Origin of the sequence: Pseudoxanthomonas koreensis (assembly GCF_010093225.1) — a bacterium.
Lineage (GTDB): Bacteria > Pseudomonadota > Gammaproteobacteria > Xanthomonadales > Xanthomonadaceae > Pseudoxanthomonas > Pseudoxanthomonas koreensis.
Window position 1 is genome coordinate 59,993 of sequence record NZ_PDWM01000007.1, and the last position, 24,138, is coordinate 84,130.

The 24,138-nt window shown below is 71.4% G+C and carries 22 protein-coding genes and 2 pseudogenes; 10 read left to right on the forward strand and 14 right to left on the reverse strand.

The window, feature by feature from the left end; genetic code table 11:
* The first annotated feature begins 7 nt into the window (after positions 1–7).
* The 4 genes from CSC64_RS03775 (at position 8) to CSC64_RS03790 (ending at position 3,752) form a co-directional block, all read left to right on the forward strand.
* Positions 8–1,198 (forward strand): BaiN/RdsA family NAD(P)/FAD-dependent oxidoreductase, encoded by a 1,191-nt coding sequence (locus tag CSC64_RS03775; RefSeq protein ID WP_274381626.1) that lies wholly within the window; start codon positions 8–10, stop codon positions 1,196–1,198.
* Between the two features lie 112 nt (positions 1,199–1,310).
* Positions 1,311–2,567, forward strand: coding sequence for a histidine kinase (locus CSC64_RS03780; protein WP_162433991.1), 1,257 nt, complete (start codon positions 1,311–1,313; stop codon positions 2,565–2,567).
* Complete coding sequence (locus CSC64_RS03785) at positions 2,560–3,330, forward strand: LytR/AlgR family response regulator transcription factor (RefSeq protein ID WP_162433992.1); 771 nt, start codon at positions 2,560–2,562, stop codon at positions 3,328–3,330. Before CSC64_RS03780 ends, CSC64_RS03785 begins: the two co-directional genes overlap by 8 nt.
* 44 nt (positions 3,331–3,374) lie before the next feature.
* Positions 3,375–3,752, forward strand: coding sequence for a hypothetical protein (locus tag CSC64_RS03790; RefSeq protein ID WP_162433993.1), 378 nt, complete (start codon positions 3,375–3,377; stop codon positions 3,750–3,752).
* A 39-nt stretch (positions 3,753–3,791) separates the two neighbouring features.
* Here CSC64_RS03790 and msrB read toward each other — a convergent pair whose 3' ends face one another.
* Positions 3,792–4,256 carry a peptide-methionine (R)-S-oxide reductase MsrB gene (gene msrB / locus CSC64_RS03795; RefSeq protein ID WP_162433994.1) on the reverse strand — a complete coding sequence of 155 codons (465 nt, stop codon included), beginning with the start codon at positions 4,254–4,256 and terminating at the stop codon, positions 3,792–3,794.
* A gap of 27 nt (positions 4,257–4,283) precedes the next feature.
* A complete protein-coding gene (locus CSC64_RS03800; RefSeq protein WP_162433995.1) occupies positions 4,284–4,832 on the reverse strand; it encodes a DUF3016 domain-containing protein in 549 nt (182 codons plus the stop codon).
* A 198-nt stretch (positions 4,833–5,030) separates the two neighbouring features.
* On the opposite strand from CSC64_RS03800, the pseudogene yedA reads away from it, so the two are divergent.
* Positions 5,031–5,924: pseudogene (yedA, locus tag CSC64_RS03805) on the forward strand (drug/metabolite exporter YedA); the annotation flags it as partial.
* A gap of 20 nt (positions 5,925–5,944) precedes the next feature.
* Positions 5,945–6,862 (forward strand): EamA family transporter RarD, encoded by a 918-nt coding sequence (gene rarD / locus CSC64_RS03810; protein ID WP_425501665.1) that lies wholly within the window; start codon positions 5,945–5,947, stop codon positions 6,860–6,862.
* 687 nt (positions 6,863–7,549) lie between these two features.
* Here rarD and CSC64_RS03815 read toward each other — a convergent pair.
* From CSC64_RS03815 to CSC64_RS03840, 6 genes are all read right to left on the reverse strand, one after another.
* Positions 7,550–7,816, reverse strand: a complete 267-nt coding sequence (locus CSC64_RS03815; protein ID WP_162433997.1) for a hypothetical protein — start codon at positions 7,814–7,816, stop codon at positions 7,550–7,552.
* A gap of 125 nt (positions 7,817–7,941) precedes the next feature.
* A complete protein-coding gene (locus CSC64_RS03820) occupies positions 7,942–9,120 on the reverse strand; it encodes an alpha/beta fold hydrolase (RefSeq protein WP_425501662.1) in 1,179 nt (392 codons plus the stop codon).
* A gap of 208 nt (positions 9,121–9,328) precedes the next feature.
* The gene (locus CSC64_RS03825; protein ID WP_162433999.1) at positions 9,329–10,639 is read right to left on the reverse strand and encodes an ABC transporter permease; all 1,311 of its coding nucleotides are present in this window, start codon (positions 10,637–10,639) and stop codon (positions 9,329–9,331) included.
* Positions 10,640–10,651: 12 nt separating this feature from the next.
* Positions 10,652–11,809 (reverse strand): ABC transporter permease, encoded by a 1,158-nt coding sequence (locus CSC64_RS03830; protein ID WP_162434000.1) that lies wholly within the window; start codon positions 11,807–11,809, stop codon positions 10,652–10,654.
* 15 nt (positions 11,810–11,824) lie between these two features.
* The gene (locus CSC64_RS03835) at positions 11,825–12,514 is read right to left on the reverse strand and encodes an ABC transporter ATP-binding protein (protein ID WP_162434001.1); all 690 of its coding nucleotides are present in this window, start codon (positions 12,512–12,514) and stop codon (positions 11,825–11,827) included.
* Between the two features lie 107 nt (positions 12,515–12,621).
* Positions 12,622–13,875 carry an efflux RND transporter periplasmic adaptor subunit gene (locus tag CSC64_RS03840; RefSeq protein WP_162434002.1) on the reverse strand — a complete coding sequence of 418 codons (1,254 nt, stop codon included), beginning with the start codon at positions 13,873–13,875 and terminating at the stop codon, positions 12,622–12,624.
* A 255-nt stretch (positions 13,876–14,130) separates the two neighbouring features.
* On the opposite strand from CSC64_RS03840, the gene CSC64_RS03845 reads away from it, so the two are divergent.
* The 4 genes from CSC64_RS03845 (at position 14,131) to CSC64_RS03860 (ending at position 17,887) form a co-directional block, all read left to right on the forward strand.
* Positions 14,131–15,084, forward strand: coding sequence for an ABC transporter ATP-binding protein (locus tag CSC64_RS03845; RefSeq protein ID WP_162434003.1), 954 nt, complete (start codon positions 14,131–14,133; stop codon positions 15,082–15,084).
* Positions 15,084–15,860 (forward strand): ABC transporter permease, encoded by a 777-nt coding sequence (locus CSC64_RS03850; protein WP_162434004.1) that lies wholly within the window; start codon positions 15,084–15,086, stop codon positions 15,858–15,860. Before CSC64_RS03845 ends, CSC64_RS03850 begins: the two co-directional genes overlap by 1 nt.
* Positions 15,861–15,870: 10 nt before the next feature.
* Positions 15,871–17,046 carry a sensor histidine kinase gene (locus CSC64_RS03855; protein ID WP_162434005.1) on the forward strand — a complete coding sequence of 392 codons (1,176 nt, stop codon included), beginning with the start codon at positions 15,871–15,873 and terminating at the stop codon, positions 17,044–17,046.
* 238 nt (positions 17,047–17,284) lie between these two features.
* Entirely contained in the window at positions 17,285–17,887 is a 603-nt protein-coding gene (locus CSC64_RS03860) for a response regulator transcription factor (RefSeq protein WP_162434006.1), read from the forward strand.
* Positions 17,888–17,896: 9 nt separating this feature from the next.
* Here the strand turns inward: CSC64_RS03860 and CSC64_RS03865 are convergent.
* The 6 genes and pseudogenes from CSC64_RS03865 to CSC64_RS03890 form a co-directional block, all read right to left on the reverse strand.
* Positions 17,897–19,266, reverse strand: a pseudogene (locus tag CSC64_RS03865) (leucyl aminopeptidase family protein).
* Positions 19,263–19,997 carry an HAD family hydrolase gene (locus CSC64_RS03870; RefSeq protein ID WP_162434007.1) on the reverse strand — a complete coding sequence of 245 codons (735 nt, stop codon included), beginning with the start codon at positions 19,995–19,997 and terminating at the stop codon, positions 19,263–19,265. Before CSC64_RS03870 ends, CSC64_RS03865 begins: the two are co-directional and overlap by 4 nt.
* A gap of 200 nt (positions 19,998–20,197) precedes the next feature.
* Positions 20,198–21,322 (reverse strand): AI-2E family transporter, encoded by a 1,125-nt coding sequence (locus CSC64_RS03875; RefSeq protein ID WP_425501666.1) that lies wholly within the window; start codon positions 21,320–21,322, stop codon positions 20,198–20,200.
* Between the two features lie 323 nt (positions 21,323–21,645).
* A complete protein-coding gene (locus CSC64_RS03880) occupies positions 21,646–22,209 on the reverse strand; it encodes a phage holin family protein (RefSeq protein WP_238389748.1) in 564 nt (187 codons plus the stop codon).
* A 15-nt stretch (positions 22,210–22,224) separates the two neighbouring features.
* Positions 22,225–22,584, reverse strand: coding sequence for a hypothetical protein (locus tag CSC64_RS03885; RefSeq protein WP_162434008.1), 360 nt, complete (start codon positions 22,582–22,584; stop codon positions 22,225–22,227).
* 89 nt (positions 22,585–22,673) lie between these two features.
* Positions 22,674–24,134 (reverse strand): Do family serine endopeptidase, encoded by a 1,461-nt coding sequence (locus CSC64_RS03890; RefSeq protein ID WP_162434009.1) that lies wholly within the window; start codon positions 24,132–24,134, stop codon positions 22,674–22,676.
* Between the last annotated feature and the right edge of the window lie 4 nt (positions 24,135–24,138).

Below are 24,138 nucleotides of genomic sequence, written 5' to 3' on the forward strand. Positions count from 1 at the left end.
GCCGCGCGTGGGCGGACCGTACGACGCGATCGTCATCGGCGCCGGCGCGGCCGGGCTGATGTGCGCGCTCACCGCCGGCGGCCGTGGCCTGCGGGTGCTGGTGGTCGAGCACGCCAACAAGGTCGGCAAGAAGATCCTGATGTCCGGTGGCGGCCGCTGCAATTTCACCAACACCGGCACCACCCCGGACAACTACCTCTCGGCCAACCCGCACTTCTGCAAGTCGGCGCTGGCCCGCTACACGCCCTGGCATTTCATCGACCTGGTCGACAGGCACCACATCGCCTGGCACGAGAAGACCCTGGGGCAGCTGTTCTGCGACGTCTCCTCCAAGCTGGTGGTGAAGATGCTGCTGGACGAGTGCGCCGCGGCCGGGGTGGAGGTGCGCACCCATTGCGCGATCGAGCGGGTGGAGGCGACCGACGCCGGCGGCTTCCGCCTGCGCACCGCGCAGGGGTCGTTCGCCGCGCCGGCGCTGGTGGTGGCCAGCGGCGGGCTCTCGATTCCCAGCCTGGGCGCCAGCGGCTTCGGCTACGAACTGGCGCGGCAGTTCGGCCACGCCGTGCTGCCGACCCGTGCCGGCCTGGTGCCGCTGACCCTGAGCGGCAGGCACCAGGAACGGCTGCAGGACCTCAGTGGCGTGGCTCTGGAAGTGGAGGCGCGCTGCAACGGCCGCAGCTTCCGCGAGGCGCTGCTGTTCACCCATCGCGGCGTGAGCGGACCCGCGATCCTGCAGATTTCCTCGTACTGGCAACCCGGCGACGAACTGCGCCTGGACCTGCTGCCCGGCCGCGACGCGCACGAATGGCTGCGCGCGCAGCAGAAGCAGCGCCCGGATGCGGAGCTGAAGACGGTGCTGGCCGAGGCGTTGCCGCGCCGCTTCGCCCAGCGCCTGTGCGAGGTATGGCTGCCGAATCGGCCGATGCGCCAGTACGACCCGCCGCAGCTGCGCGATGCCGCCGCGCTGCTGCGCGACTGGCCGCTGGTGGCCAGCGGCACCGAGGGCTACCGCACTGCGGAGGTGACCCTGGGCGGGGTCGATACCGACGGGGTGTCGTCGGCGACGATGCAGTCGCGGCGGGTGCCGGGGTTGTTCTTCGTCGGCGAAGTGCTGGACGTCACCGGCTGGCTCGGCGGCTACAACTTCCAGTGGGCCTGGGCCTCCGGCCACGCCGCCGGCGAAGCCATCCTCGCGTAGGGCGCCGTGGGCCCCGGCTTCGTCGGCCCATTCCCGGTTCCGTCGCATGCGGGCTTGCCGGCGCCCGGCACGGGGCTATGCTCCGCGGCACCTGAAACGCTCCGGTGCCTCCGTGTCCTCCAGCCTGTTCCTGATTCTGCGCATCCTCTTCGCCTGGTCCGTGGCGATCCTGCTGGCCGGCATCCTCTGGGAAGGCCTGTTCGGCGACACCGGTGCGATCTTCTGGCTGCTGGCCTGGGGCGCGATCGTGCTGGCGATGCTGGGCGCGGTCACCCACCTGCGCCGGGTGCGCCTGGCCGCCGGCCGGCTCGACGCGGCGGTGCTGAGCAACCACCAGCAGCGCCGGATCGAGGTGCCGCTGGATGCCGGCGCGGCGTTCGACCTGGTCGAGGCCGCGGTGCGCGAACTGCCGCGGGTGGAAGACATCGAAGCCTCGCGCGGCAGCCTGCAGGTGCGCGCCAAGGTGCGCCGCAGCGATCCGTTCGGCGGCAACCAGCCCTCGCGCTGGAACCTGCTGGCGCGCTTCGCCATCACCCGCGACCGGGTGCTGGCCACCGTGGTGCCCGGCGACGGCACCAGCAGCGCCACCCTGCTGTGCGAACCGGACGCGCCGCACTGGGTCGACCTGTTCGCGCTCGACGAGGGCACCAGCTACGAGAACGCCGAGGCGCTGCAGCGCTCGGTCACTCGCCGCGTCGCCGAGCAGCGCCGCGACGAGCAGGCCGCCGCCGAGCGCAGCGCCACCGACAACGCGCTGACCGTGGCCCGGCTGAACCTGCTGCAGGCCCAGGTCGAACCGCACTTCCTCTACAACACCCTGGCCAACGCCCAGGTGCTGGCGCGCACCGACCCGCCGCGCGCCGACGAGATGCTCGGCCACCTGATCCAGTACCTGCGCCGCTCGCTGCCGCGCGAGCACGACACCCTGTCGACCCTGGGCGAGGAACTGGAGCGCACCCGCGCCTACCTGGAGATCCTCAAGATCCGCATGGGCGCGCGGCTGGAACTGCAGGTGGAGGTGCCCGAATCGCTGAAGGCGCTGCAGCTGCCGTCGATGATGCTGCAGACCCTGGTCGAAAACGCGATCAAGCACGGGCTCGAACCCAAGCCCGGCGGCGGCACGGTGTGGATCCTGGCGCGCCGCTTCGACGACCACGCCACGGTCACCATCGCCGACGACGGCCAGGGCTTCGGCAACGCCACCACGGGCACCGGGATCGGCCTGAAGAACCTGCGCGAGCGCCTGCGCCTGACCTGGGGCGAGCGCGCATCGTTCTCGATCGTGTCCAACTTCCCCAGCGGCGTGGCCGCGACCCTGACCCTGCCGCTGCCGGACGGGATCGCCGGCGAGGAGCGCCACGATGGTTGATTGCATCGTCGCCGAAGACGAAGAGCTGCTGCGCACCTCGCTGCTGCTGCAGCTGGGCGAGGCCTGGCCGGGGCTGCGCATCGTGGCCGAATGCGAGGATGGCGCCTGCGCGCTGGAAGCCATCGCCGCGCACCGGCCGGACGTGGCCTTCCTCGACATCCGCATGCCCGGGCTGACCGGGATCGAGGTTGCCGCCGCCTTGCCGGAAGTGAGCCCGCAGACCCAGGTGGTGTTCGTCACCGCCTACGACCAGTACGCGATCGATGCCTTCGAGCAGGGCGCGGTCGACTACCTGCTCAAGCCGGTGGCGCGCGACCGCCTGCAGGCCACGGTGCAGCGGCTGCAGGCGCGGATGGCCAACGGCCGCCCGGACCCGGCCACGCTCGACGCGCTGCTGCGCCACCTGGTGCAGCGCCCCGCTGAGCCGTCGACCACCCCGCCGCTGGCCTGGATCACCGCCAACAGCGGCCGCGAGACCCGGCTGATCATGCTCGACGACGTGGTCTATTTTCGCGCCGACAGCAAGTACACCGTGGTCGCCACCGCCGACGGCGAATCGCTGCTGCGCACGCCGCTGAAGGAACTGCTGGAGGTGCTGGACCCGCGCCAGTTCCGCCAGATCCACCGCTCCACCATCGTCAACCTCAAGGCGGTGGCCTCGGTGGTCCGCGACGACAGCGGCAAGGGCACGCTCCGGCTCAAGGGCCGCAGCGACGAGCTGCCGGTAAGCGTGCCCTACATGGCCCTGTTCCGCGGCATGTGACCGCCGCTCCGCACGCACCACTCCCCTGCGTTCCGAGGTGTGACATGCAACTGCTGACCACATTGCTTTCCTGCCTGCTCTCGCTGTTCGGAAGCCTGGATCCGGCCAGTACCGCCAGCATCACCCGCGTCGCCGGCCGCGACGGCGATGCATTGTTCAGCAAGACCACCCTGGCCGATGGCGTGGCCACGTTCGAGTGTTTCGCCAGCGCCAGTGGCGGCTGCCACTACCGGGTCTACGAAGAGGCCTGCGCGGGGGTGCCGGCAACGATGGCGCCACCCGTGAAATCCGCTGCCGACGCATGCAGCCGGCGCACGCTGGACGTGTTCGCGCTCGACGTCGGCAAGCGCCGCGAGGTCGAAGGCCTGCCGGCCGGCTTCCGCCATTGCGTCGCGCAGGACGACGCGGCCACCTGCGGCTGAGCCTGCACCTCGAGCCGCGCCACCGGCCGCGCCGGGCCTTTACGCCGGTCCGGACTCGGCGCCGCCGCGTTGCAGCGGATCGGGCAGCGGTTGGCCGGCGTCCACGAAGGACAGCGAGACCGAGTTCAGGCAATGCCGCTCGAAGGTCGGCGGCGGCCCGTCCGGGAACACGTGGCCCAGGTGGCTGCCACAGCGCGTGCACACGATCTCGGTGCGGACCATGCCGTGGCTGGTGTCGTGGATGCGGCGCACGTGTGCTTCCTCGTACGGGGCGGTGAAGCTCGGCCAGCCGGTACCGGAATCGAACTTGCTGCCGGAGCGGAACAGCGGCAGCCCGCACAGCCGGCAGCAGTAGATGCCCTCGCGCTTGCTGTCGAGGAACACCCCGCAGAACGGGGCCTCGGTGCCGTGCTGCAGCAGCACCCGGCGTTCGTCCGGCGACAGGCCGGCGACGCGTGCGTCGCGCTCGTCCGGGGCGGGCGGGGCGAGGTCGAAGCGGCTCATGGGCGTCGCCACCGGGCGCGCGCGCGGTCAGCCGCCGCGGGAGGCGGGCAATTCCCGCCGCAGCCAGTCGGCGATCATCCGCTTCTCGTGCTGCAGCGGGTCGGTTTCCATCGGCCGGCTGTTCATCAGGAAGCTGTTGTCGACCAGCCGGCGCTCGCCCTCGGACACGACCTGGCCAGTGGTGTCGGTGATACGCACCTGCAGGGTCATCCGCGGCGGGTAGATGTCGCGCATCACCCGGATGTGGTCGGAGGTCAGGCCGCGTCCCGGCTCGAAGTCGCCGGCGCGCTCGATGTCGGTGATCACCACGTGCATGCTCTGGCCGGCGGGCAGGCGGGCCGCGGCACGCTTCTGCAGGTGGCGGGCGAGCTCGGTGACCCAGTCGCCGCGCTCCGACTCCCATCGGTTGTGGCTGAGGCGGACTTCGGAGAACTCGGCCGGGTCGGTCCACTCCACGCTCACCGGCCCATCGGCGGGCAGCGCGCGCGGCAGGTCCGGATCGGTGACGAGCCTGGCGGCATGCACCGGCGTGATTGCCAGGGCAGCCAGCAGCGGGATCAGGAATGTCTTGCGCATGGTGTCGGTCCTCGCATGGCCCGGATCGATTCTGCGCCCGGCCACCGGCCGCGTGAAGTACCCCTTGCACGCGCGGTTGCCCGTCCTTCAGCGGCCCGTTCACGTCGCCGGCGCAACACAGAAACCCCGCGGCCGGCAGCCTGCACCACGGGCCGCTGCCGTAGAATCTGCAGCCGCTCCTCCGCTCCCCCGACCCCCATGTCCGCTTCCGTACAGGCCCCGGCACAGGCCGCCGGCCTGGCCGTCGCCGTCGCCCTGGCCATCGTCTACCTGGTCTGGGGCTCGACCTACCTGGCGATCCGTTTCGCCCTGGAAGGCGGCTGGCCGCCGCTGCTCGCGGTCTCGGGCATCCGTTTCCTGCTCGCCGGGAGCGTGATGTACGCCTTCCTGCGCTGGCGCGGGGTGCCGGCGCCGACCCGCGCGCAGTGGAAGAACCTGCTGGCGATGGGCGCGCTGCTCCTGCTGCTGGGCAACGGCTTCGTGGTCCTGGCCCAGCAGCACGTGTCCTCCGGCCTGGCCGCGGTGGCGGTGGCGTCGGTGCCGCTGTGGATGGGTGTGTTCGGCATCTTCTACGGGGCGCGGCCGCGCCGCGGCGAATGGCTGGGCATCGCGATCGGCTTCGCCGGCGTGCTCTGGCTCAATGCCGGCAGCAGCCTGGTGGCCAGTCCCGTCGGGCTGGTACTGCTGCTGGTCGCGCCGGTGGGCTGGGCGTTCGGTTCGGTGTGGTCGCGCGGGCGCGACCTGCCGTCGCCGTTCATGGCCGCGGCCGGGCAGATGCTGTGCGGCGGGGTGATGCTGGCCGGCATCGGCCTGCTGCGCGGCGAAAGCTTCGCCGCCGTGCCGACCCTGCACGGCACCCTGGCGCTGCTGTACCTGGCGGTGTTCGGCTCGATCGTCGCCTTCAGCACCTACGTATGGCTGCTGCACCACGTGCGGCCGGCGCTGGTCAGCAGCTACGCCTACGTCAATCCGGCGATCGCGGTCGCGCTGGGTGCGTGGCTGGCCGGCGAGCGCTTCAGCGCGCACGACCTGGGCGCGATGGCGGTGATCCTGGCCGGCGTGGTGATCATCACCCTGGCGCGGGTGCTGCGGCGGTGCCCGCGCCATCCTCCATCCAGGCGGGCATCGACCGGCGCGGGCTGGCGGGCACCGCCGGCACGTTCGCGATCTGGGGCGTGGTGCCGGTGTACTGGCACCTGCTCAAGCTGGTGCCGTCGTTCCAGATCATGGCCCACCGGGTGGTGTGGAGCGCGCTGCTGGTGGTCGGCTGGCTGCTGCTGCGCGATGGCCTGGGCTGGCTGCGCAGGCTGGCCTCGCAGCCGCGCGCGCTTCCGGCGCTGGCGCTGAGCAGCGTGCTGCTCGCGTTCAACTGGGGCCTGTACATCTGGGCGGTGAACGCCGGCCACGTGGTCGAGACCAGCCTGGGCTACTTCATCAACCCGCTGGTCAACGTGGTCCTGGGCGTGCTGGTGCTGCACGAGCGGCTGCGCCGGCTGCAGTGGATCGCGGTGGGGTGCGCGGCGGCGGGCGTGGCCTGGCTGACCTGGAGCGCAGGCTCGCCGCCGTGGATCGCGCTGGGGCTGGCCGGTTCGTTCGGGCTGTACGGGCTGGTGCGCAAGCTGGTGGCGGTCGATCCGGTGGCAGGGCTGGGGCTGGAGAGCCTGTACCTGTTCCTGCCGGCGCTGGGCTACGTGCTGTGGGCCGAGCTGGGCCACGGCGGCGGTTTCACCGGCGACTGGGGCCTGGGCATTGGGCTGCTGCTGGTGTTCGGCGGCGCGGTCACGGCGGTGCCGCTGATCGGTTTCGCCTATGGCGTGCGGCGGATCCCGCTGAGCGTTGTCGGGCTGCTGCAGTACATCGCGCCGACGCTGCAGTTGCTGCTGGGGGTGTGGTTCTTCCGCGAACCATTCGATGCCTCGCGCGCGCTGGGTTTCGGCGCGATCTGGCTGGGGCTGGCGATCTATGCCGGCGAAGGGCTGTGGCGCAGCCGCCGCAGGGCGCCGGCTGCGAGCGGGCGCGCGGTGGGCTGAGAACTGGTTCTTCGTCGACTGCAGGAAGTCCGGAAGGCAGGGGCGTCGTCTCCGGCGGGGTCGTATATCGCAGCAGGAGCGTCGTCTCCGGCGGGGGGCGCTGCGTCTGGAAGCCTTCAAAGCGTAGGCTCCGGTGGGGGCCGCCGCACCTTGGGTATATGGCCCACCCTTCGGGACGACATCCTGTCTTTACGAAGGGCCGTGGCACATCCATGTGTCACTTGGGCCATATACCCAAGGTACGGCGTCCTGTCGCGATCTTTGATGGCGTGGCTTCTATTGCCCTGCGGTCGGGGACGCGGCCATGTGTTGCGCTTTTGTAGAGCGGGGCTTGCCCCGCTGCTCTTCGCCGCCACCTCTACCAATTCGATTCCCGTACCACGGATGCCCTGCAAAGCAGCGGGGCAAGCCCCGCTCTACAAGAGCCGCACGGGTCGATCGGACGAACGAAGCCATGACCGCAACGCCGCGAGAGGACGTCGTTCTGTCGCATTGGGGGTCGAGCGGCACAGGGATGTGCCGCGCTCGCGAACTGGGCAGGGACGCCGACGTGAGCGACGACCCCCAGTGCGGCAGAACGACGGCCCCTTCCGAAGCCGACGCAACCCTACGCCTTCTAATTTCGCTCCTGGATTTTGCAATCCGGAGAAGAGCCCAAAGTCCGGAAAGTGCGCAGATGGAATGGTTTCACTTCGCAAACCTCTCGTATGTCGGCATCAGTGAGATACCACTGCGCACGTTGGTCTCTTGAGTCACCTTGACGTGCGGAGAGTTCCTGTAGGAATCCTCTGTCGGGAAGATCACATATCCATTGGGGTCGAATAGTGCGCCAGGGAAACGGTTGAGGTTGTTGTACCAAGTTCCCTCGCGGTGATAGAGCGCGTGTCTCGCGCCTACATTCCAAAGCTTGTTGAGCAGCTTTCCGGATAGTTGTTTCCGCTCGATATTTTTCATGACTCATGTGCTCACGATGCGCCTGGGATAGGGCCACTTCCTACGGATGATGCAAAAGGGAGAGGTGTCTCCTGTCCGTTTGTCGGGAAAAACATGCCGCTTATCCCGTGCCTGAGTTCACTGACTCAGAAGCGGCCCAGGGGTAATGGTTGCGGGCAGGCGCCACCATTGCTGGTGGGGGTGCGCTCGAACCAGTCCAGCACTGTCGGGCCCAGCCGGTCCAGGCGCATCGGCAGGCTCAGGTGGTCTTCGCCGGGCAGCTCCAGGTAGCGGGCGCGTGGTGCGGAGGCGGCCAGGGCGCGGCCGTGTGCGACCGGCACGTGGGCGTCGTCGCGGCCGTGGATCAGCAGCACGCAGGCAGGCGCCTGCGCCAGCGCGACACCGACGTCGACCCGGTCCAGGTCCAGCGCCAGCTGGCGGTCGGCCTCGGCGATCGCCGCATCCAGGGTGTGTTCGTCGAAGCGCCAGCGCAGCCACTGGTGCGAGGCCCATTCGCCGAGGCTGTCGGGTTCGCGCTGCAGCATGTGCGGGACCATGTCGCGGATCGCGCGGCCGGCGTTGTCGAACGACTCCATGGCGACGACGCCGCCGAGCTGCAGGTCGGCGGCGTGCGGGCCAACGGTGTGCCCGCTGCCGGCGTGCGCATTGCCGATGCGCGCATGTCCGGCCTGCGCGCCGAGCTCGCGTGCGGTGAAGATCGCGGTCGCCGCGCCGTAGGACACACCCAGCACATGCAGCGGGCCGGTCACTTCGCCTTGCGCCTGCAGCTGGCGCAGCACCGCGACCACGTCGCCGGCCTCGCGGGTGCCGTAGCCGGACGGGCCGGTGCCGGAACGGCCATGGTTGCGCAGGTCGACGGTGATGGTGCGGTAGCCGCGCTCGGCCAGCTCCACCGACCAGGGCAGCAGCGAACCACCATCCATCATCCAGCCGTGCAGCAGGACCACGGTGCCGCGTGGCGTCAGCGCACGCGCCGGTGCCTGCAGCGAGAGCGCGTAGTCCATGCGCTGGCGCTGGCTGCCGTGCCGGCCCAGCCAGTCGTAGTGCATGCGGTAGTCGCCCGGGTCCAGTGCGCGCCAGAACACCGACACGCCGTCGGGCGTGGTCACCTGGCCGCTGCGGGTGGGGATCGTCGCCAGCAGGGCTTCGATCTTCGCGGAAGGCAGCAGCGGTGAGACGCCACCGGGCGCGACCAGGCGCGCGCCGAGTGCACCGGCCGGGTCGGCCAGGCCGCGGGTGCGGGAGTGGGTGAAGCCGGCCAGCAGCAGGCAGGCGCAGGCCAGCAGCAACAGCCGCACGGCCAAGCCTCGCGGCCGGGCCGTGACGGGAACGGGAACAGCGGACATGGCGGTCGCATCGGACGACGGCGGCCTACCGTAGTCCCTGGCGGCCGTGCCTTCTACCGCAAACCGGTGACAGTGTGATGACAGCGCCGGTTCCATTCATCGGGAGCCGGCGCCATGGGCCACGCGCGTCGCGCCGACAGGGCGCGCGCGGGGCTGCAGCTGGCGGTCAGAGCGCGCGCAGGGCGGTGGTGATCGGCAGCCGCGCCGCGCGCAGCGCCGGGAACAGGCCGCCGACGAGTCCGATCCCCAGTGCCCACTTCAATCCGGACCACAGCAGCTCGGGTGTCACCTTGAACTGGAACACCACCGCGCTGAAGTTGCTGCCCATGGTCGAGGCGCTGTAGCCGTTGAACACCAGCCAGGCCAGTAGCCCGCCGAGCAGTCCGCCGAGCAGCGCCAGCAGCATCGTCTCCAGCATCACCGCGACCACCACCGGCAGTCCGCGGAAGCCAATGGCGCGCATGGTCGCGATCTCGCGCGCCCGCCCGGCCACCGCCGCGTACATGGTGTTGAGCGCGCCGAACACCGCGCCCACGGCCATGATCGCGCCGATCACCGTGCCCAGGATGGTCAGCAGCTGGTTGAGCTGGCCGCTCTGCTTGGCGTAGTAGGCTTTCGTGGTTTCGACGTCGAGCTTGAGCCGCGGGTCGGCCGCCATCGCCGCCTTGAACTGCTCGAAGCCGGCCTTGCCTTCGGTGCGCACGCTCACCAGCTGCCAGGCGCCGCGGTTGTAGGTGGTTGCCAGGGTCTGCGCATCGGTCCAGATCTCCGAATCGTGGACGTCGCCGGAGGCGAACTTGCCGACCACCTTCCATTCCTGGTTGCCCAGGGTGAGCGTGCTGCCCACGTCCAGGTCGCGGAACTGCTTCTGCGCTCCCTGGCCAACCACTATTTCGCGCAGGCCGCTGCCGTACTTGCGGCCCTCGACGATCTTCACCTTGTCGTGCACCTGCCATCCGGCGTCGTCGACGCCGCGGAACTGGGCGTTGACGTCGGTGCCGTCCTCGCGCGAGACCAGGTTGACCACCTGCGACAGTTCCGGCGAGACCAGCGGCCGACCGTCGGCGCCGCGGGCGATGCCCGGCAGGCTGGAAACCAGCGGCACCTGGTCGCGCATGATCACCGAGTTGGTCTCGGCCTGCGAACCGCCGCGCAGCACGATTGCGGTGGTCTCGTCGCCGGTGCCGCCGACCGTGGCCTGGAAGCCGCGGCCCATCGACAGCATCGCCACCAGCACCGCGACCACGCCGGCGATGCCGACCACGATCACCGACGACGCACCCCAGCGCTGCGGCAGGCTGGCGATGCCGATGCCGGTGGCGGCCAGTGCCAGCCGGCCGCTGCGGGTGAGCAGCAGCCACAGCGCCAGCAGTACCGCCGCGGCGAGCACGCCCTGCCACGGCAGCATGATCCACGCGGCCAGGCCCACGACGAGCAGCACGATCGTGAGCAGGTTCCACAGCCATTGCTTCTTCATGATCGGGTCTCCTCAGCGTCCGGCCAGCGCGTCGACGATCTTCAGCCGCCGGGCGCGCAGCGCCGGCAGCACGCCCACCACCAGGCCGATCAGCACGATCAGCACCAGCCCCACGATCCAGGTCTGCAGCGGGATGGTCGGCGGCAGCAGGCCCTGGGCGCGGCTGGCCAGCCCGGGCAGGATCACCATCGCCAGGCCCATGCCGATGATTCCGCCGAGCCCGACCAGCAGCACCGATTCCACCAGCACCAGCCACAGCACGGTGCCGTCCTTGAAACCCAGCGTTTTCAGGATCGCCAGCTCGGGAATGCGCTCGCGCACCGCCTGGGCCATGGTGTTGCCGGTCAGCAGCAGCAGGGTGAAGAACACCGCGCCCATGATCGAGGTGACGATCAGGCCGATGTCGGCGAACTGCTTGGCGAAGGACTGCTGGAACGCCGACTCGGTCTGGCTCTTGGTCTCGCGGTCGGAGTTCAGCGACAGTGCGTCGATGGCCTGGGCCACGCGCGAGGCATGCGCCGGGTTGTCCAGGGTCACCGTGAACCAGCTGACCTGGCCCTTGATGTAGTCGTTGGCCTCGTCGAAGTACTTCCAGTTCATCACCAGCTGGCGCTCCTCGCCGGCGGCGGCGGCGCGGTCCTTCGAACGGAAGATGCCGACCAGCTGCAGCGGCCAGTCGTTGCTGCCCTGGCGCGGGAAGATCGTGGCCTGCATCGGGATGGTGTCGCCGATCTTCCAGCCGAACTCCCTGGCCAGCGATTCGCCGACCACCGCGCCGGTGCGGGTGTCCTGGAAGGCGCGCAGCTGCTCCGGCGGCAGCTCCAGGTTGGAGTACACGTCGAAGTAGTTCGGCGCGACCGAGAAGCTGGGGAAGAAGTTCTTCGGATCCTGGTAGATGCCGCCGAACCACATCGCGGAGGTCACGTCGGCGACCCCGGGCACGGTGCGGATCTGCTGCTCCAGGCGGATCGGCAGGCTCTGGGTGATCGACAGCCGCGAGGTGGTGACCAGGCGGTTGGCGCCATCGACGCTGCCGCCGGAATTGAACGCCACGCGCACCGAGTCGAGCATGCCGAACAGCAGGAACGCGGTGACCACCGACAGCAGGGTCAGCAGGGTCCGGGTCTTGCTGCGGAACAGCTGCGCCCAGACAAGCGAGAAGTATTTCATCGCGGTGTCCTCCGCTCAGTGCGCGGCCGGCGCGTCGGCCAGTTCGCCCTTGTCCAGGTGGATGGTGTGGGTCGCGTATTCGGCCGCCTTCGGATCGTGGGTGACCATGATGATGGTCTTGCCGTGCTCGCGGTTGAGCATCCGCAGCAGGTCCAGGATCTCTTCGGCCGAATGCCGGTCGAGGTCGCCGGTGGGTTCGTCGCAGATCAGGAAGGTCGGGTCGGAGACGATCGCGCGGGCGATCGCCACGCGCTGCTGCTGGCCGCCGGACAGTTCATTGGGGCGGTGGCTGCGGCGGTCGGCCAGGCCGACCAGGGTCAGCGCGATCTGCGCGCGGCGCGCGCGGTCGGCCGCACCCAGCTTCGTCAGCAGCAGCGGCAGCTCGACGTTCTTCTGCGCGGTCAGCATCGGCATCAGGTTGTAGAACTGGAACACGAAGCCGACGTTGTGGCTGCGCCAGGTCGACAGCTGCCCGGCCGAGAGCCGGTCGATGCGCTCGCCCTCGATCTCGATCTCGCCGCCGCTGGGCGTGTCCAGGCCGCCGATCAGGTTGAGCAGGGTGGTCTTGCCCGACCCGGACGGGCCCATCAGCGCGACGAAGTCGCCCTTCGGGATCTCCAGGTCGATGCCGTGCAGCACCTGCACCTGCTCGGGGCCGCGCTGGTAGGTCTTGGTGATGTCGCGGAGGGTGACCAGGGTCGTCATCTTCTGTTCCTCGTCGGGGCCTGCGCGCCAGGCGGAGGCTGTGGTTATGTGGAGCAGGTTCCGCCTGCCTTCCCGTCGTCCCGGCTTTCGCCGCGACGACGGTGTTCTCAGTCCGTACCGCTGTCGGCCATCCGCACGCGGTCGCCGTCGGCCAGCGTTTCCGGTGCGTCCAGCACCACGGTCTCGCCGGCCTTCAGCCCGGACAGCACCTGGCGGTCCTGGCCCATCGCGATCCCGGGCTTGACCGTGCGCTGCTCGACCGCGTCTTCGCTGCCGAGCACGAAGGCCACGTCGGCGCCGTCGCGCTGCACGATCGCCGCGGCCGGCACGCGCACGCCCTGCGGCTTCTCCGCCTCGCCGGGTTCCGGAGCGGACTCGAGGAAGCTCACCCGCACGCCCATGTCCGGCACTATGCGCGCGTCCTTCTGCTTCAGCGCCACCCGCACCTTGACCGTGGCCTTGCCACGGTCGGCGGCCGGGATGATCGCGATCACCTCGCCGGGGATGCGCCAGTCGGGATAGGCGTTGAGCACGGTCTCCACCGGCATCTTCGGCTGCACCCGGCCGATGTAGGACTCGCCGACCTCCACTTCCACTTCCAGCGACTCCATGTCGACGATGGTGCCGATGCCGGTGCGGGTGAAGCCGCCGGTGGCCAGCGGCGAGACGATCTCGCCGGGCTGCGCGGCCTTGGCGGTGACGATCCCGGAGAACGGCGCGCGGACCACGGTGTTGTCCACGCCCTGCTCGGCGATGCGCAGCGAGTCGCCGGCCACCTGAGCGTTGCGCTGGGCGGTGACCAGCTGCGCGCGCAGCGCGTCGCGCTGGGCGATGGCCTGGTCGTACTGGGCGCGCGAGACCAGCTGCTGGCCGACCAGCTGCGACAGCCGGTTCGCATTGGCCTCGGCATCGACCAGCTGCGCACGTACGCTGTCGGCCTGGCTGCGCGCGGCCGACACCTGCGAGGCGGCCAGGACGCGCTGCGCGTCGGCATCGATCGGGTCCAGCCGCGCCAGCACCTGGCCTTCCTCCACCCGCATGCCTTCCTCGATCAGCACTTCCTTGACCCGGCCGGTGACCTTGGCCGAGACGGTGGCCATGCGCCGCGCCACGACATAGCCGCTGGCATCGAGCACCGAAGCGCTGGCGCCGCCGTCCGTGCCGATCGCCACCACCGGCGCGGTGCGCACTTCCGGCGCCTTCTCGCCGCCCAGCAGCAGCCATGCGGCCACGGCGGCCAGCACCACGGCCGCGGCCACGGCGAGGCCGATCCACCGGCCGCGCGGCGACGGCGGCGGGGTGGATGGCGTCCGGTTGCGCTCGAGCTTCAGTTCCTTCAGCAGTTCGGCGGAGGCGTTCATCAAGTTCCCTGGGGGGTTTGCGGTCAGTGTCGGTGGCAAGCGTACACGGCGGCCAGTTGCCGGAAGTCACTTCTTTTACCCGTACCCCGCGTGGCGGGACGTCGCCGCAGGCGGGTGATGGGTGGAAGGCATGCTGCCGGCCGCGGCGGCAGCGACGTAGTGACAGCTGTCATGCGCTTTGCATGCAGATGGCGACTGCCGCGGCCTGCACGCGCCGCGGACACTGGCGTCAACACGATGCATGCAGGCAATGCCATGGACACCACCACCCGCGCGCCGCTGGCGCGACTGCACCAGGCCGGCAAGTGCTACGGCAAGACCCGCGCGCTGGAAGGCCTGGACCTGGAACTCCACGCCGGCCAGGTGCTGGCCCTGCTCGGCCCCAACGGCGCCGGCAAGACCACCGCCATCGGCCTGCTGCTGGGGCTGCAGCGGCCCGATGCCGGCCGCGCCGAACTGTTCGGCCTGCCACCGCAGTCGCTGCAGGCGCGGCGCCTGGCCGGGGTGATGCTGCAGACCGCGGGCGTCCCCGACACGCTGAAGGTGTGCGAGCTGGTCGAACTGGCGCGCAGCTATTACCCGCAACCGCGCGCGCTCGACGAATGCCTCGCCCTGGCCGGGCTGGAGGACGTGCGGCATCGCCGCTATGGCCAGCTCTCCGGCGGCCAGCAGCGGCGCGTACAGTTCGCGATGGCGCTGTGCGGGCGGCCGCGGCTGCTGTTCCTCGACGAGCCGACCACCGGCCTGGACATCGATGCGCGCCAGGCCCTGTGGCGCACGATCCGCACCCTGGCCGCGCAGGGCTGCGGCGTGCTGCTGACCACCCATTACCTGGAGGAAGCCGAGGCGCTGGCCGACCGGGTGATGGTGATCGGCCACGGCCGCCTGCTGGCGCAGGGCAGCGTCGAGGAAATGCGCGCGCGGGTGGCGCAGCGGCGGATCGGCTGCGTCTCGTCGCTGGCGCCGTCGACGGTCGCCGCGTGGCCGGGCGTGCAGGAGGCGCGCAGCGGCGCCGATGGCCGCCTGGAGGTGATCGCCGCACGCGCCGAGCCGGTGGTGCGCAGGCTGCTGGCCGAGGATCCGCAGCTGTCGGAACTGGACGTGCGCCGCGCCGGCCTGGCCGACGCCTTCCTCGCCCTGACCGGTGCCTCCGCGCAGGCCACGGAAAACCCCGCCAATCGCATGCACATCGAAGAGGAGGCCGCCTGATGGACGCCCATGCCGCTGCCGCCACCGTCGCCACCGATGCGACGCCGTGGAAAGCCTACCTGCAGGAAGCGCGCTACGAATTCCTGCGGCTGTGGCGTTCGCCTTCGTTCTCGCTGCCGGTGCTGCTGTTCCCGCCGCTGTTCTACCTGCTGTTCGGCGAGATATTCGGCGGCAACCGCGATCCGGAGGCGGCACGCTACCTGCTGGCCGGCTACAGCGTGTTCGGGATCATGGGCGTGGCCCTGTTCGGCTTCGGCGTGACCGTGGCGCTGGACCGCGAGCAGGGGTTGCTGCTGCTCAAGCGCGCCCAGCCGATGCCGCCCGGCGCCTACCTGCTGGCCAAGGTGGCGATGGCGATGCTGTTCGGCGCGATCGTGGTCGTGCTGCTGGCGGTGCTCGGCGCAGCCGTGGCCGGCGTGCGCCTGGCGCCGGTGCAGTGGCTGGGGCTGGCCGCGACCTGCCTGCTGGGCGTGCTGCCGTTCAGCGCGCTGGGGCTGTGGCTGGGCACCCTGGTCGGCGGCCGCGGTGCGCCGGCGCTGATCAACCTGGTCTACCTGCCGATGGCGTTCCTGTCCGGGCTGTTCATCCCGCTGGCGATGCTACCGGCGGCGCTGAAGACGGTGGCGCCGCTGTGGCCGTCGTACCATCTGGCGCGGATCGCGCAGGCGCAGGTGGGCTTCGGCGACGGCGGCATGCCGTGGCCGCAGGTGGCGGTGCTGCTGGGCGTGAGCGTGCTGTTCCTGTTCCTGGCCCGTCGCCGGCTGGCGACATCCTGAGCGGTTTCCCATGAGCGTGTCGCAGTCCCGCAGGTTCCTGCCCGGCTGGATCAGGCCGGCCCCCGATTCGCTGCTGATGCAGAGCCAGCGCCGCGGGCTGCCGCCCTGGGCCGAGTACATCCACCTGTTGTGGACGATGTGGGTGTTCGTGACCCCGATGTTCACCGGGCAGGGCTACGACGCGCTGTGGCTGGTGCTGACGGCGGTGTCCTATCCGCTGTTCATCGCCCTGTACGTCGGCACCCTGGTGCTGCCGCCGCGGCGCATCGCCGCCTGCGCGCTGGGCATGATGCTGCTGTGCCTGGCGCTGCTGCCCTGGTACCCGGGCGGCATGAGCTATTTCGTGTTCGGCTGCGTGATGCTCGGCGCGCACCACTGGCGCACCGGCTGGCGCTACGCGGCGGTGCTGCTGCTGGCCAACGTGGTGCTGGTCGGGTACGCGCGCTGGCTCGGCTATCCGTGGTCGGCGCTGGTGTGGTTGCCGGTCACCACGCTGGTGGTGGGGCTGGTGGTGCACCTGGAACGCCAGCGCCACCGCAAGGATGCCGCGCTGCGCCTGTCGCAGGACGAAGTGCGGCGGCTGGCCGCCACCGCCGAACGCGAGCGCATCGGCCGCGACCTGCACGACCTGCTCGGCCATACCCTGTCGCTGGTCGCGCTCAAGGCCGACCTCGCCGGGCGCCTGCTGCAGAGCGATCCGGGCGCGGCGCAGCGCGAGATCGGCGAACTGGGCCAGGTCGCGCGCGAAGCGCTGGCGCAGGTGCGGCGTGCCGTCACCGGCATCCGCGCCGCCGGGCTGGCGGCCGAGCTGGCGGCGGCGAAGGTGCTGCTGGAAGGCGAGGGCGTATCGCTGTCGGTCGAGGTCGATGCAGGCGAACTGCCGCCGGCGCAGGAAACGGTGCTGGCGCTGTGCCTGCGCGAGGCGGTGACCAACATCCACCGGCACGCGCGCGCCAGCCACGTGCGGGTATCGCTGGAACGCGACGCGCAGCGCTGGCGGCTGCAGGTCGAGGACGACGGCCGCGGCGGCGCGATCCGCCCCGGCAACGGCCTGGGCGGCATGCGCGAACGCCTGCAGGCACTGGGCGGCGACCTGTGCATCGAACCGGCCCCGCGCCACGGCACCCGCCTGCGCGCCGACCTGCCGCACTGGTCCCCCGCCGAAGCCCCCGTCCCCGAACTGTAGGAGCCCACTTCAGGGGGCGACCTGGTGGCGTCGGATCGACACCGCATTCAACGCGGCCTCTCCGGATCCGTTGCGTTGAGCGTGCCTGCTCTCCGACCGCGTCGGGTCGCCCCCTGAAGTGGGCTCCTACAAGGAGCACGCAGCGGGAACGTGCAACGAGGGGGCGCACGGGAGCGCGCAACAGCCGTCGCATTTGCTACCGTCGCCGCATGCGCCTGCCATGCCGTCGCCGCCGCCGATGATCCGCGTCCTGCTGGCCGAAGACCAGGCGATGGTGCGCGGCGCGCTGGCCGCGCTGCTGGGCATGGAAGCGGACATCGAGGTGGTCGGCGCGGTCGCCGACGGCGAGGCCGCCTGGCGCGAAGTGCAGCGCCTGCATCCGGATATCCTGGTCACCGACATCGAGATGCCCGGCCTGACCGGGCTGGAGCTGGCCCAGCGCATCCAGCGCCACGAACTCCCGGTGAAGGTGCTGATCGTCACCACCTTCGCCCGCGCCGGCTTCCTGCGTCGTGCGCTCGACGCCGGCGTGTCCGGCTACCTGCTCAAGGACGCCCCGGCCGAGCGCCTGGCCGAAGCGCTGCGCAAGGTCCGCCACGGCGGCCGCGCGATCGACCCGGAACTGGCGGTGGAAGCCTGGGGCGAAGCCGACCCGCTCAACGAGCGCGAGCGCCAGGTCCTGCGCCTGGCCGGCGAAGGCCGCTCCTCGTCGGAGATCGCCACCCAGCTCAACCTCTCCCAGGGCACGGTGCGCAACTACCTGTCCGAAGCGATCGGCAAGCTCGGCGTCGGCAACCGCATCGAGGCCGCGCGGCTGGCGCGGCAGAAGGGCTGGCTCTAGCCGCGCACTTCACCCGCCGTAGCGCGCCTTCAGCAGCGCCCACGCCGAACGCAGGCCCAGCGCTTCGCCGCCGGCGGGGCGGCCGGGGCGGCTGCTGTCGTTCCAGGCATAGGTGTCCAGGTGCGCCCACGGCGTGCCGCCGGGAACGAAGCGCTCCAGGTACAGCGCCGCGGGCACCGCGCCGGCCATGCGCGAGCCGGCATTGGCCAGGTCGGCGACGTGGCTGGTCAGGTAGCGCAGGTACGGGCGCCACAGCGGCATGCGCCACACCGGGTCGCGCGTCTGCTCGCCACTGGCGATCCACCCGGCCGCCAGCGCGTCGTCGTTGGCGAACAGCGCCGGCAGGGCCGGCCCCAGCGCGATCCGCGCCGCGCCGGTGAGGGTGGCGAAATCCACGATCAGCGCCGGCTTCTGCTCGCCGGCGTAGGTGAGCGCGTCGCACAGGATCACCCGGCCTTCGGCGTCGGTGTTGTCGATCTCCACGCTCACGCCGGCGCGGGGGCGACCACCTCGCCCGGGCGGAACGCATCGGGGCCGATCGCGTTCTCCACCGCCGGCACCAGCAGGGTCAGCCGCACCGGCAACCGGCGCGCCATCACCAGCCCGGCCAGCGCCAGAGCATGCGCCGCGCCGCCCATGTCCTTCTTCATGTTGCGCATGCCGTCGGCCGGCTTGATGTCCAGGCCGCCGGTGTCGAAGCACACGCCCTTGCCGACCAGCACCAGGTGCGGGTGCGAAACGTCGCCCCAGCGCAGCTCGATCAGCCGCGGCGCGCGGTGCGAGGCGCGGCCGACGGCGTGGATCGCCGGGAAGTTGTGCGCCAGCAGCGAGTCGCCGGCGACCACTTCGACGTGCGCGCCATGCGCGGAGGCCAGCTCGCGCGCGATCACCTCCAGCTGGTCCGGGCCCATATCCTGGGTGGGCGTGTTGACCCAGTCGCGCACGCGCGCGGTGGCCTGCAGCAGTTCCAGCGCTTCCTCGTCCAGTTGCGGCAGGCGCAGCCGCGCCGGTGCGCGCGGCGCGGCCTTGTAGCGGTCGAAGCGGTAGCCGCCCAGGCCCCAGCCCAGCTGCAGCGCGGCCAGCTCGGCCGCGGGCAGTTCCGCGGCCGGCGTCCACGCCCCCGGCGGCAGCGCGGCCGGCGCGTGCGCATAGCTGCACGGATCCAGGCGGTCGCCCACCCCGAGCACCGCGGCGGCGATGCCGTCGTCGCCGGGCAGCAACGCCACGCAGCCGGGCACGGGCTGGAAATCCTGCGCATCCAGCCAGGCGGTCACCGCCGCCGGCTGGGTGGCGCGCCAGGCACCGTAGCCGTCGCGGTCGAGCAGGTGCAGCGGCAGGGCGGGGGTGGCGGAATCGGCGTAGCAGGCCTGGTGGTTCATTGGGCGTGTTCCCGGACAGGATCGTCGGCGTATGCGTGGGCGTGCGCGTCCAGCCAGTCGGCCAGCGCGGTGAGAGTGGTGAACTGCAGGTCGGGCACGATGTCCTCGTGCCGCCAGTCGTGGCCTTCGCGGTTGAGCCAGCAGCTGCGCAGGCCGGCGCGCGCGGCGCCGGCCACGTCCATCTCGACGTGGTCGCCCACGTGCAGCACCAGGCCCGGCGCGCAGCCAAGGCGCTCGCACGCGGCCAGGAAGATGCTCGCGTCGGGCTTGGCCGCGCCGTGTTCGCGCGCGCCGAGCTGGAAGGCGAAGTGCCGGGCGATGCCCACCCGCTGCAGGTCGGCGTTGCCGTTGCTCAGCGCCGCCACCGGCACGTGCGCGGCGATCCGCAGCAGGCCGTCGAGGGCGTCGGGGTAGTACTCGACCTGGTTGCGCGCGGCGTAGAACGCCTCGTACGCCGGCTCGAGCAGGTCCAGGCTGGCGCCGCTGCGCTCCAGCGCCTCGCGCAGGGTCAGCCGGCGCAGCGCGGACAGGTCGTGGTGCAGATGCGGGTGGTCGCGGAAGGAGCGCTCGCGCAGTTCGCGCATCGCCGCCACCGGAAACATGGCTGCGGTGGCCGGGCTGTGCTCGAGCATCCAGTCGTGCAGCACCTGGTCGATGCGCGCGCCGATCGGCGCGAACGGCCACAAAGTGTCGTCGAGGTCGAGGGTGATGGCGCGGACGGCGAAGCTCACCGGGCCATTGTAGGCCCCCGGCCGGCGCCGGGGGCGCCTGCTCCCTGTAGGAGCCCACTTCAGGGGGCGACCCGAAAGCGCTGGAAGGCACCGCGCTCAACGCGCCGCTTCCGGAGAGGGTGCGTTGAACGCCGCGTCTCCTGGCCGCCTCGGGTCGCCCCCTGAAGTGGGCTCCTACAGAAGAGCCACCGGACGGGGGATCACTCCAGCAGCCGCGCCCAGCCCTGCATGCCTTCGACCTGCGCCAGCACCAGTTTCACGCAGACCAGCAGCGGCACCGCCAGCAGCAGGCCGACCAGGCCCCACAGCCAGCCGAACAACATCAGCGCCAGGATCAGCACCAGCGGCGACAGCGCCATCCGCCGGCCCAGCACGATCGGCGTCACCAGCTGGCCCTCGACCGTGTGCAGCAGCAGGTACAGCAGCGCCGGCAACAGCGAATCCCAGGTGTCGTCGAAGGCCACGAAACCCACCAGCAGCATCGCGCACATGCCGATCAGCGGCCCCACGTAGGGCGCGTAGTTGAGCAGCATCACCAGCGTGCCCCACAGCAGCGCTTCCGGCAGCGGAAATTCCAGCAGGTACAGGATCCCGGCGAACGCCAGCCCCACCACCGCGTTGATCACGCTGATGGTCAGCACGTAGCGCGACACCTCGTGCTCGATCGACTGCAGGATCTCCACCGTGAACTTCTTCTGCTGGCGCCCGGGCAGCAGCGCGATCGCGTTGCGCTGCAGGTTCTCGCCGTAGACCATGAAGAAGAACGTCAGCAGCACCACCGCCAGCACCGACGCCGCCAGCCGCGGCGTCTTCGTCAGCGCCGCATAGGGATCGTCGACCCGCGTGCGCACCACCTCGACCTTGCGGCTGCCTTCGCCGGCGGCCGCGCGGGCCATGTCCTCGGCGATGCGGTTGGCCTCGTGCACCGGCCGCGCCAGTTCGCGCAACTGGCGGCCCAGCTTGCGTGCTTCGCGCGGCGCCTGCTCGGCCCAGGCCGTGGCCGGCTCCACCAGCTGCACCGCCAGCGCGCCGGTGCCGGCCAGGCCCGCGCACAGCACCAGCAGCGCGGCCAGGAAGCGCGGCACGTACAGCCGCCGCAAGCCGCGGATCAGCGGGTTGCCGATGAGGGCGAAGAATGCCGCCAGCAGTACCGGCAGGATCACCTCCTGCGCGGCCCAGAGCGTGGCGCCGACCGCCAGCGTGGCCAGCACCAGGGTCGCCGCCGTGGTGCGGGCGCCGTCACCGGCCGAGGCGGCGGCATCGGGCGTGTCCGCGGCCGCCGCATCGACCGGCACCGGCGGCGCCTGCCCGGTGGCGCCGGCCACGTTGAGGTTGGCCGAAGCGGCCTGCTCGGCGGCCACGTCGGCCGAGGCTCCCGCTTCTTCGGAGGCCGCCGCCGCGCGCAGCGAGGCGACCATGCTGGAAATGGTGCCCAGCATCTGCAGCCAGCGTGCGCCGCCGACCTTGGACAGCGGTTCGGCGCGGCCGATCAGGAACCCGGACAGGAAGCCGGCGACCACGATCCGCGCCGGCGACCAGCCGCGCTTCCAGGCTGCGCCGAAATCGCGACGGCTGTCCTCGGCGCGGTCGCTGCACGCGGCCACGCGCCGCTCGGCGCGCGCCACCCGCTGCCGCAGTACTTCGAACCTCATCGTTGCGGCTCCGTGGCGGAAGCGCTGCCGCCGGTCACTGGCGCCGGCGCACCGGGCGCAGCGTCGCCATCGGCACGCGGATGCCCGCCATCCTGCCCGTCATCGCCGCCGCGGCCGTCATCCGGCTCGTCGCCATGCTCGTCGAACAACCCCAGCCGGCTCAGCTGGCGCCGGGTGGCGTGCAGGCCCATGTAGTCGAAGAAGTGCGCCGTGCGCCACGCCGCCAGGCCGGTGATGGCCAGGTTGAACAGCGCCGCGATGCTGAGCGAACCCAGCCACGACATGCCCAGGCCCTGCAGCAGGGCCACCCCGGCGGCCGTGGCCAGCAGCCAGCCGGTGGCGCCGAACACCACCGCCACCCCGGTCCAGGCCAGGGCCCGGCCCAGCGCGCTGCGCGCCAGCGCCAGGTCGGCCGATACCAGCCCGCGCAGCGCGCGCAGCGCATCGACCGTCGCACCCAGCGAAGCGCGGCCGGAATCGCCGATCGCGCGGATGCTCTCGTCCAGCGGCGGCGTGCCGGCGTCGCCGGCGCCGCCTTCCTGGCGCTCCCCTTCGGCCATGACGGCGATCCGCCGTCAGCGGTCGCGACGGCTCAGCGCAGCAACCAGCCAGCCAGCGGCGAAGGCCACGCCGAAGGAAGCCAGCGGCCGCTCGCGGATCAGCTCGGCGGCGCTGTCGATCAGGTCGCGGCCCTTGTCCATCAGCGCGTCCATCTGCTCGCGCGCCGCGTCGCCGCCCAGTTCGGCGGCGGCCAGGCCCGACAGCGCGCTGTCGGCCAGTTCGGCCTTGACGTTGGCGCGGCCCAGCCGCAGTTCGTCGCCGGCGGCACTGGTCGCGCCGCGGATCGCCTCGCCGGCGGCGCCGGCGGCGGCCTTCAGGTGCGAACCGGCTTCGGCCAGGTTGTCCTTCATGTTGTCGGTGGAAGTCGGGCTCATCGTGCTCTCCTGGGCGTGCGAAGGGGCGACGTCGTCATGACGCGACGCGGCCATGGAAACACGGGCCGGGTGTAGGACCCGTTACGGGACTACTGCATCACCAGCGTGCCCTGCACGTTACCGCGGACGATGCGCAGCACCAACTGCTGCGGCGGCGTGGCCAGGCCGGCGCGGAAACTGGCCAGGTCGTCGAACGTACCGGCCGAACCGGCCACGATCACGTCGCCGCGGCGCAGGCCGCTCTGTGCGGCGCGGCTGTTGGCCGCCACCTCTTCCACCAGCACGCCGCGGCCGCGGGCCTGGCGCTGCGCCTCGGGCAGCTCGGCCAGGCGCGCGCCGGCCAGGCGCGGATCGACCGTGGCGCCGTCGACGCTGCGCGGCTGCTCCTTCAGGGTCGCGCTGAGGTCCACGGTCTTGCCGTCGCGCAGCACCCGCAGCGGCACCTTCGCGCCCACCGGCTGCAGGCCTTCGAAGTTGTGCAGCGCCAGCGCGTCGGTGATGCGCTGGCCGCCGGCCTCCACCACCACGTCGCCCGGCTTGAGCCCGGCGGCATCGGCGCCGGAACCGGCATGGACCCGGGTCACCAATGCGCCGAGCTGGTTTTCGGCCAGGCCCAGGCCGCGCGCCAGGCGCGCGTCCAGCGGCTGCGCGTCCAGGCCCAGGGTGCCGCGCCGGACCTCGCCTGTGGTCACCAGCTGGTGGACCACGTCGCGGGCCAGGTTGGAGGGGATCGCCAGGCCCAGGCCGATGTTGCCGGCCGCGCTGCCGCGCGGATTGAGCGAGGCGGTGTTGATCCCGACCAGCTCGCCGCGCAGGTTGACCAGCGCGCCGCCGGAGTTGCCCGGGTTGATCGAGGCGTCGGTCTGGATGAAGTTCTGGAAGCCCAGCCCGCGGATGCCGCTGCGGCCCACCGCCGAAACGATGCCCGAGGTCACCGTCTGGCTCAGCCCGAACGGGTTGCCGATCGCGACCACGTAGTCGCCCACCTGCAGCCGGCCGCTGTCGCCCAGCGGCAGGCCAGCCAGGTTCTCGGCCGGGATCCGGATCAGGGCCACGTCGGTGTCCGCGTCCGAGCCGAGGAACTCGGCCTTGAGCGTGCGCCCGTCGGCCAGCGTCACCGCGACGTCGTCGGCGCCTTCGATCACGTGGTGGTTGGTGAGCACGTAGCCGCGCTGGGCATCGATGATCACGCCCGAACCCAGCGACTCGTTGATCCGCTCCTGCGGCACCTGCGGGAACAGGCGACGGAAGAACGGATCGTCGAAGAACGGATTGCGCACCGCGACCCGCTGCCGGGTGTGGACGCTGACCACCGCCGGCATCACCCGCTGCAGCATCGGCGCCAGCGAAGGCATGGCCTGGCCGTCGACCGACGCCGGCAGGCTGGCGGCGGTGGCCAGTGGCGGCGGCAGCGGGGCGGGCGCCGGCGCCGGCGCCGCGGTGGCGGCTTCGGCGCGGTTTTCCAGCACCTCGTTCACGGCGGTGGCGGCGAAGCCGCCGAACGCGGCGGCGGCAGTCAGGGCGAACAGGGTCCGGGTCGAACGCTTCATCGGC

Coding starts and splice junctions, on each gene's coding strand:
- msrB (WP_162433994.1), bottom strand. CDS start 4,256: ATGAGCCGCTTCGACCTCGCCCCGCCCGCCCCGGACGAGCGCGACGCA.
- CSC64_RS03850 (WP_162434004.1), top strand. CDS start 15,084: ATGGACGCCCATGCCGCTGCCGCCACCGTCGCCACCGATGCGACGCCG.
- CSC64_RS03840 (WP_162434002.1), bottom strand. CDS start 13,875: ATGAACGCCTCCGCCGAACTGCTGAAGGAACTGAAGCTCGAGCGCAAC.
- CSC64_RS03825 (WP_162433999.1), bottom strand. CDS start 10,639: ATGAAGAAGCAATGGCTGTGGAACCTGCTCACGATCGTGCTGCTCGTC.
- CSC64_RS03845 (WP_162434003.1), top strand. CDS start 14,131: ATGGACACCACCACCCGCGCGCCGCTGGCGCGACTGCACCAGGCCGGC.
- CSC64_RS03790 (WP_162433993.1), top strand. CDS start 3,375: ATGCAACTGCTGACCACATTGCTTTCCTGCCTGCTCTCGCTGTTCGGA.
- CSC64_RS03860 (WP_162434006.1), top strand. CDS start 17,285: ATGATCCGCGTCCTGCTGGCCGAAGACCAGGCGATGGTGCGCGGCGCG.
- CSC64_RS03855 (WP_162434005.1), top strand. CDS start 15,871: ATGAGCGTGTCGCAGTCCCGCAGGTTCCTGCCCGGCTGGATCAGGCCG.
- CSC64_RS03815 (WP_162433997.1), bottom strand. CDS start 7,816: ATGAAAAATATCGAGCGGAAACAACTATCCGGAAAGCTGCTCAACAAG.
- CSC64_RS03830 (WP_162434000.1), bottom strand. CDS start 11,809: ATGAAATACTTCTCGCTTGTCTGGGCGCAGCTGTTCCGCAGCAAGACC.
- CSC64_RS03785 (WP_162433992.1), top strand. CDS start 2,560: ATGGTTGATTGCATCGTCGCCGAAGACGAAGAGCTGCTGCGCACCTCG.
- CSC64_RS03880 (WP_238389748.1), bottom strand. CDS start 22,209: ATGGCCGAAGGGGAGCGCCAGGAAGGCGGCGCCGGCGACGCCGGCACG.
- CSC64_RS03835 (WP_162434001.1), bottom strand. CDS start 12,514: ATGACGACCCTGGTCACCCTCCGCGACATCACCAAGACCTACCAGCGC.
- CSC64_RS03885 (WP_162434008.1), bottom strand. CDS start 22,584: ATGAGCCCGACTTCCACCGACAACATGAAGGACAACCTGGCCGAAGCC.
- CSC64_RS03800 (WP_162433995.1), bottom strand. CDS start 4,832: ATGCGCAAGACATTCCTGATCCCGCTGCTGGCTGCCCTGGCAATCACG.
- CSC64_RS03890 (WP_162434009.1), bottom strand. CDS start 24,134: ATGAAGCGTTCGACCCGGACCCTGTTCGCCCTGACTGCCGCCGCCGCG.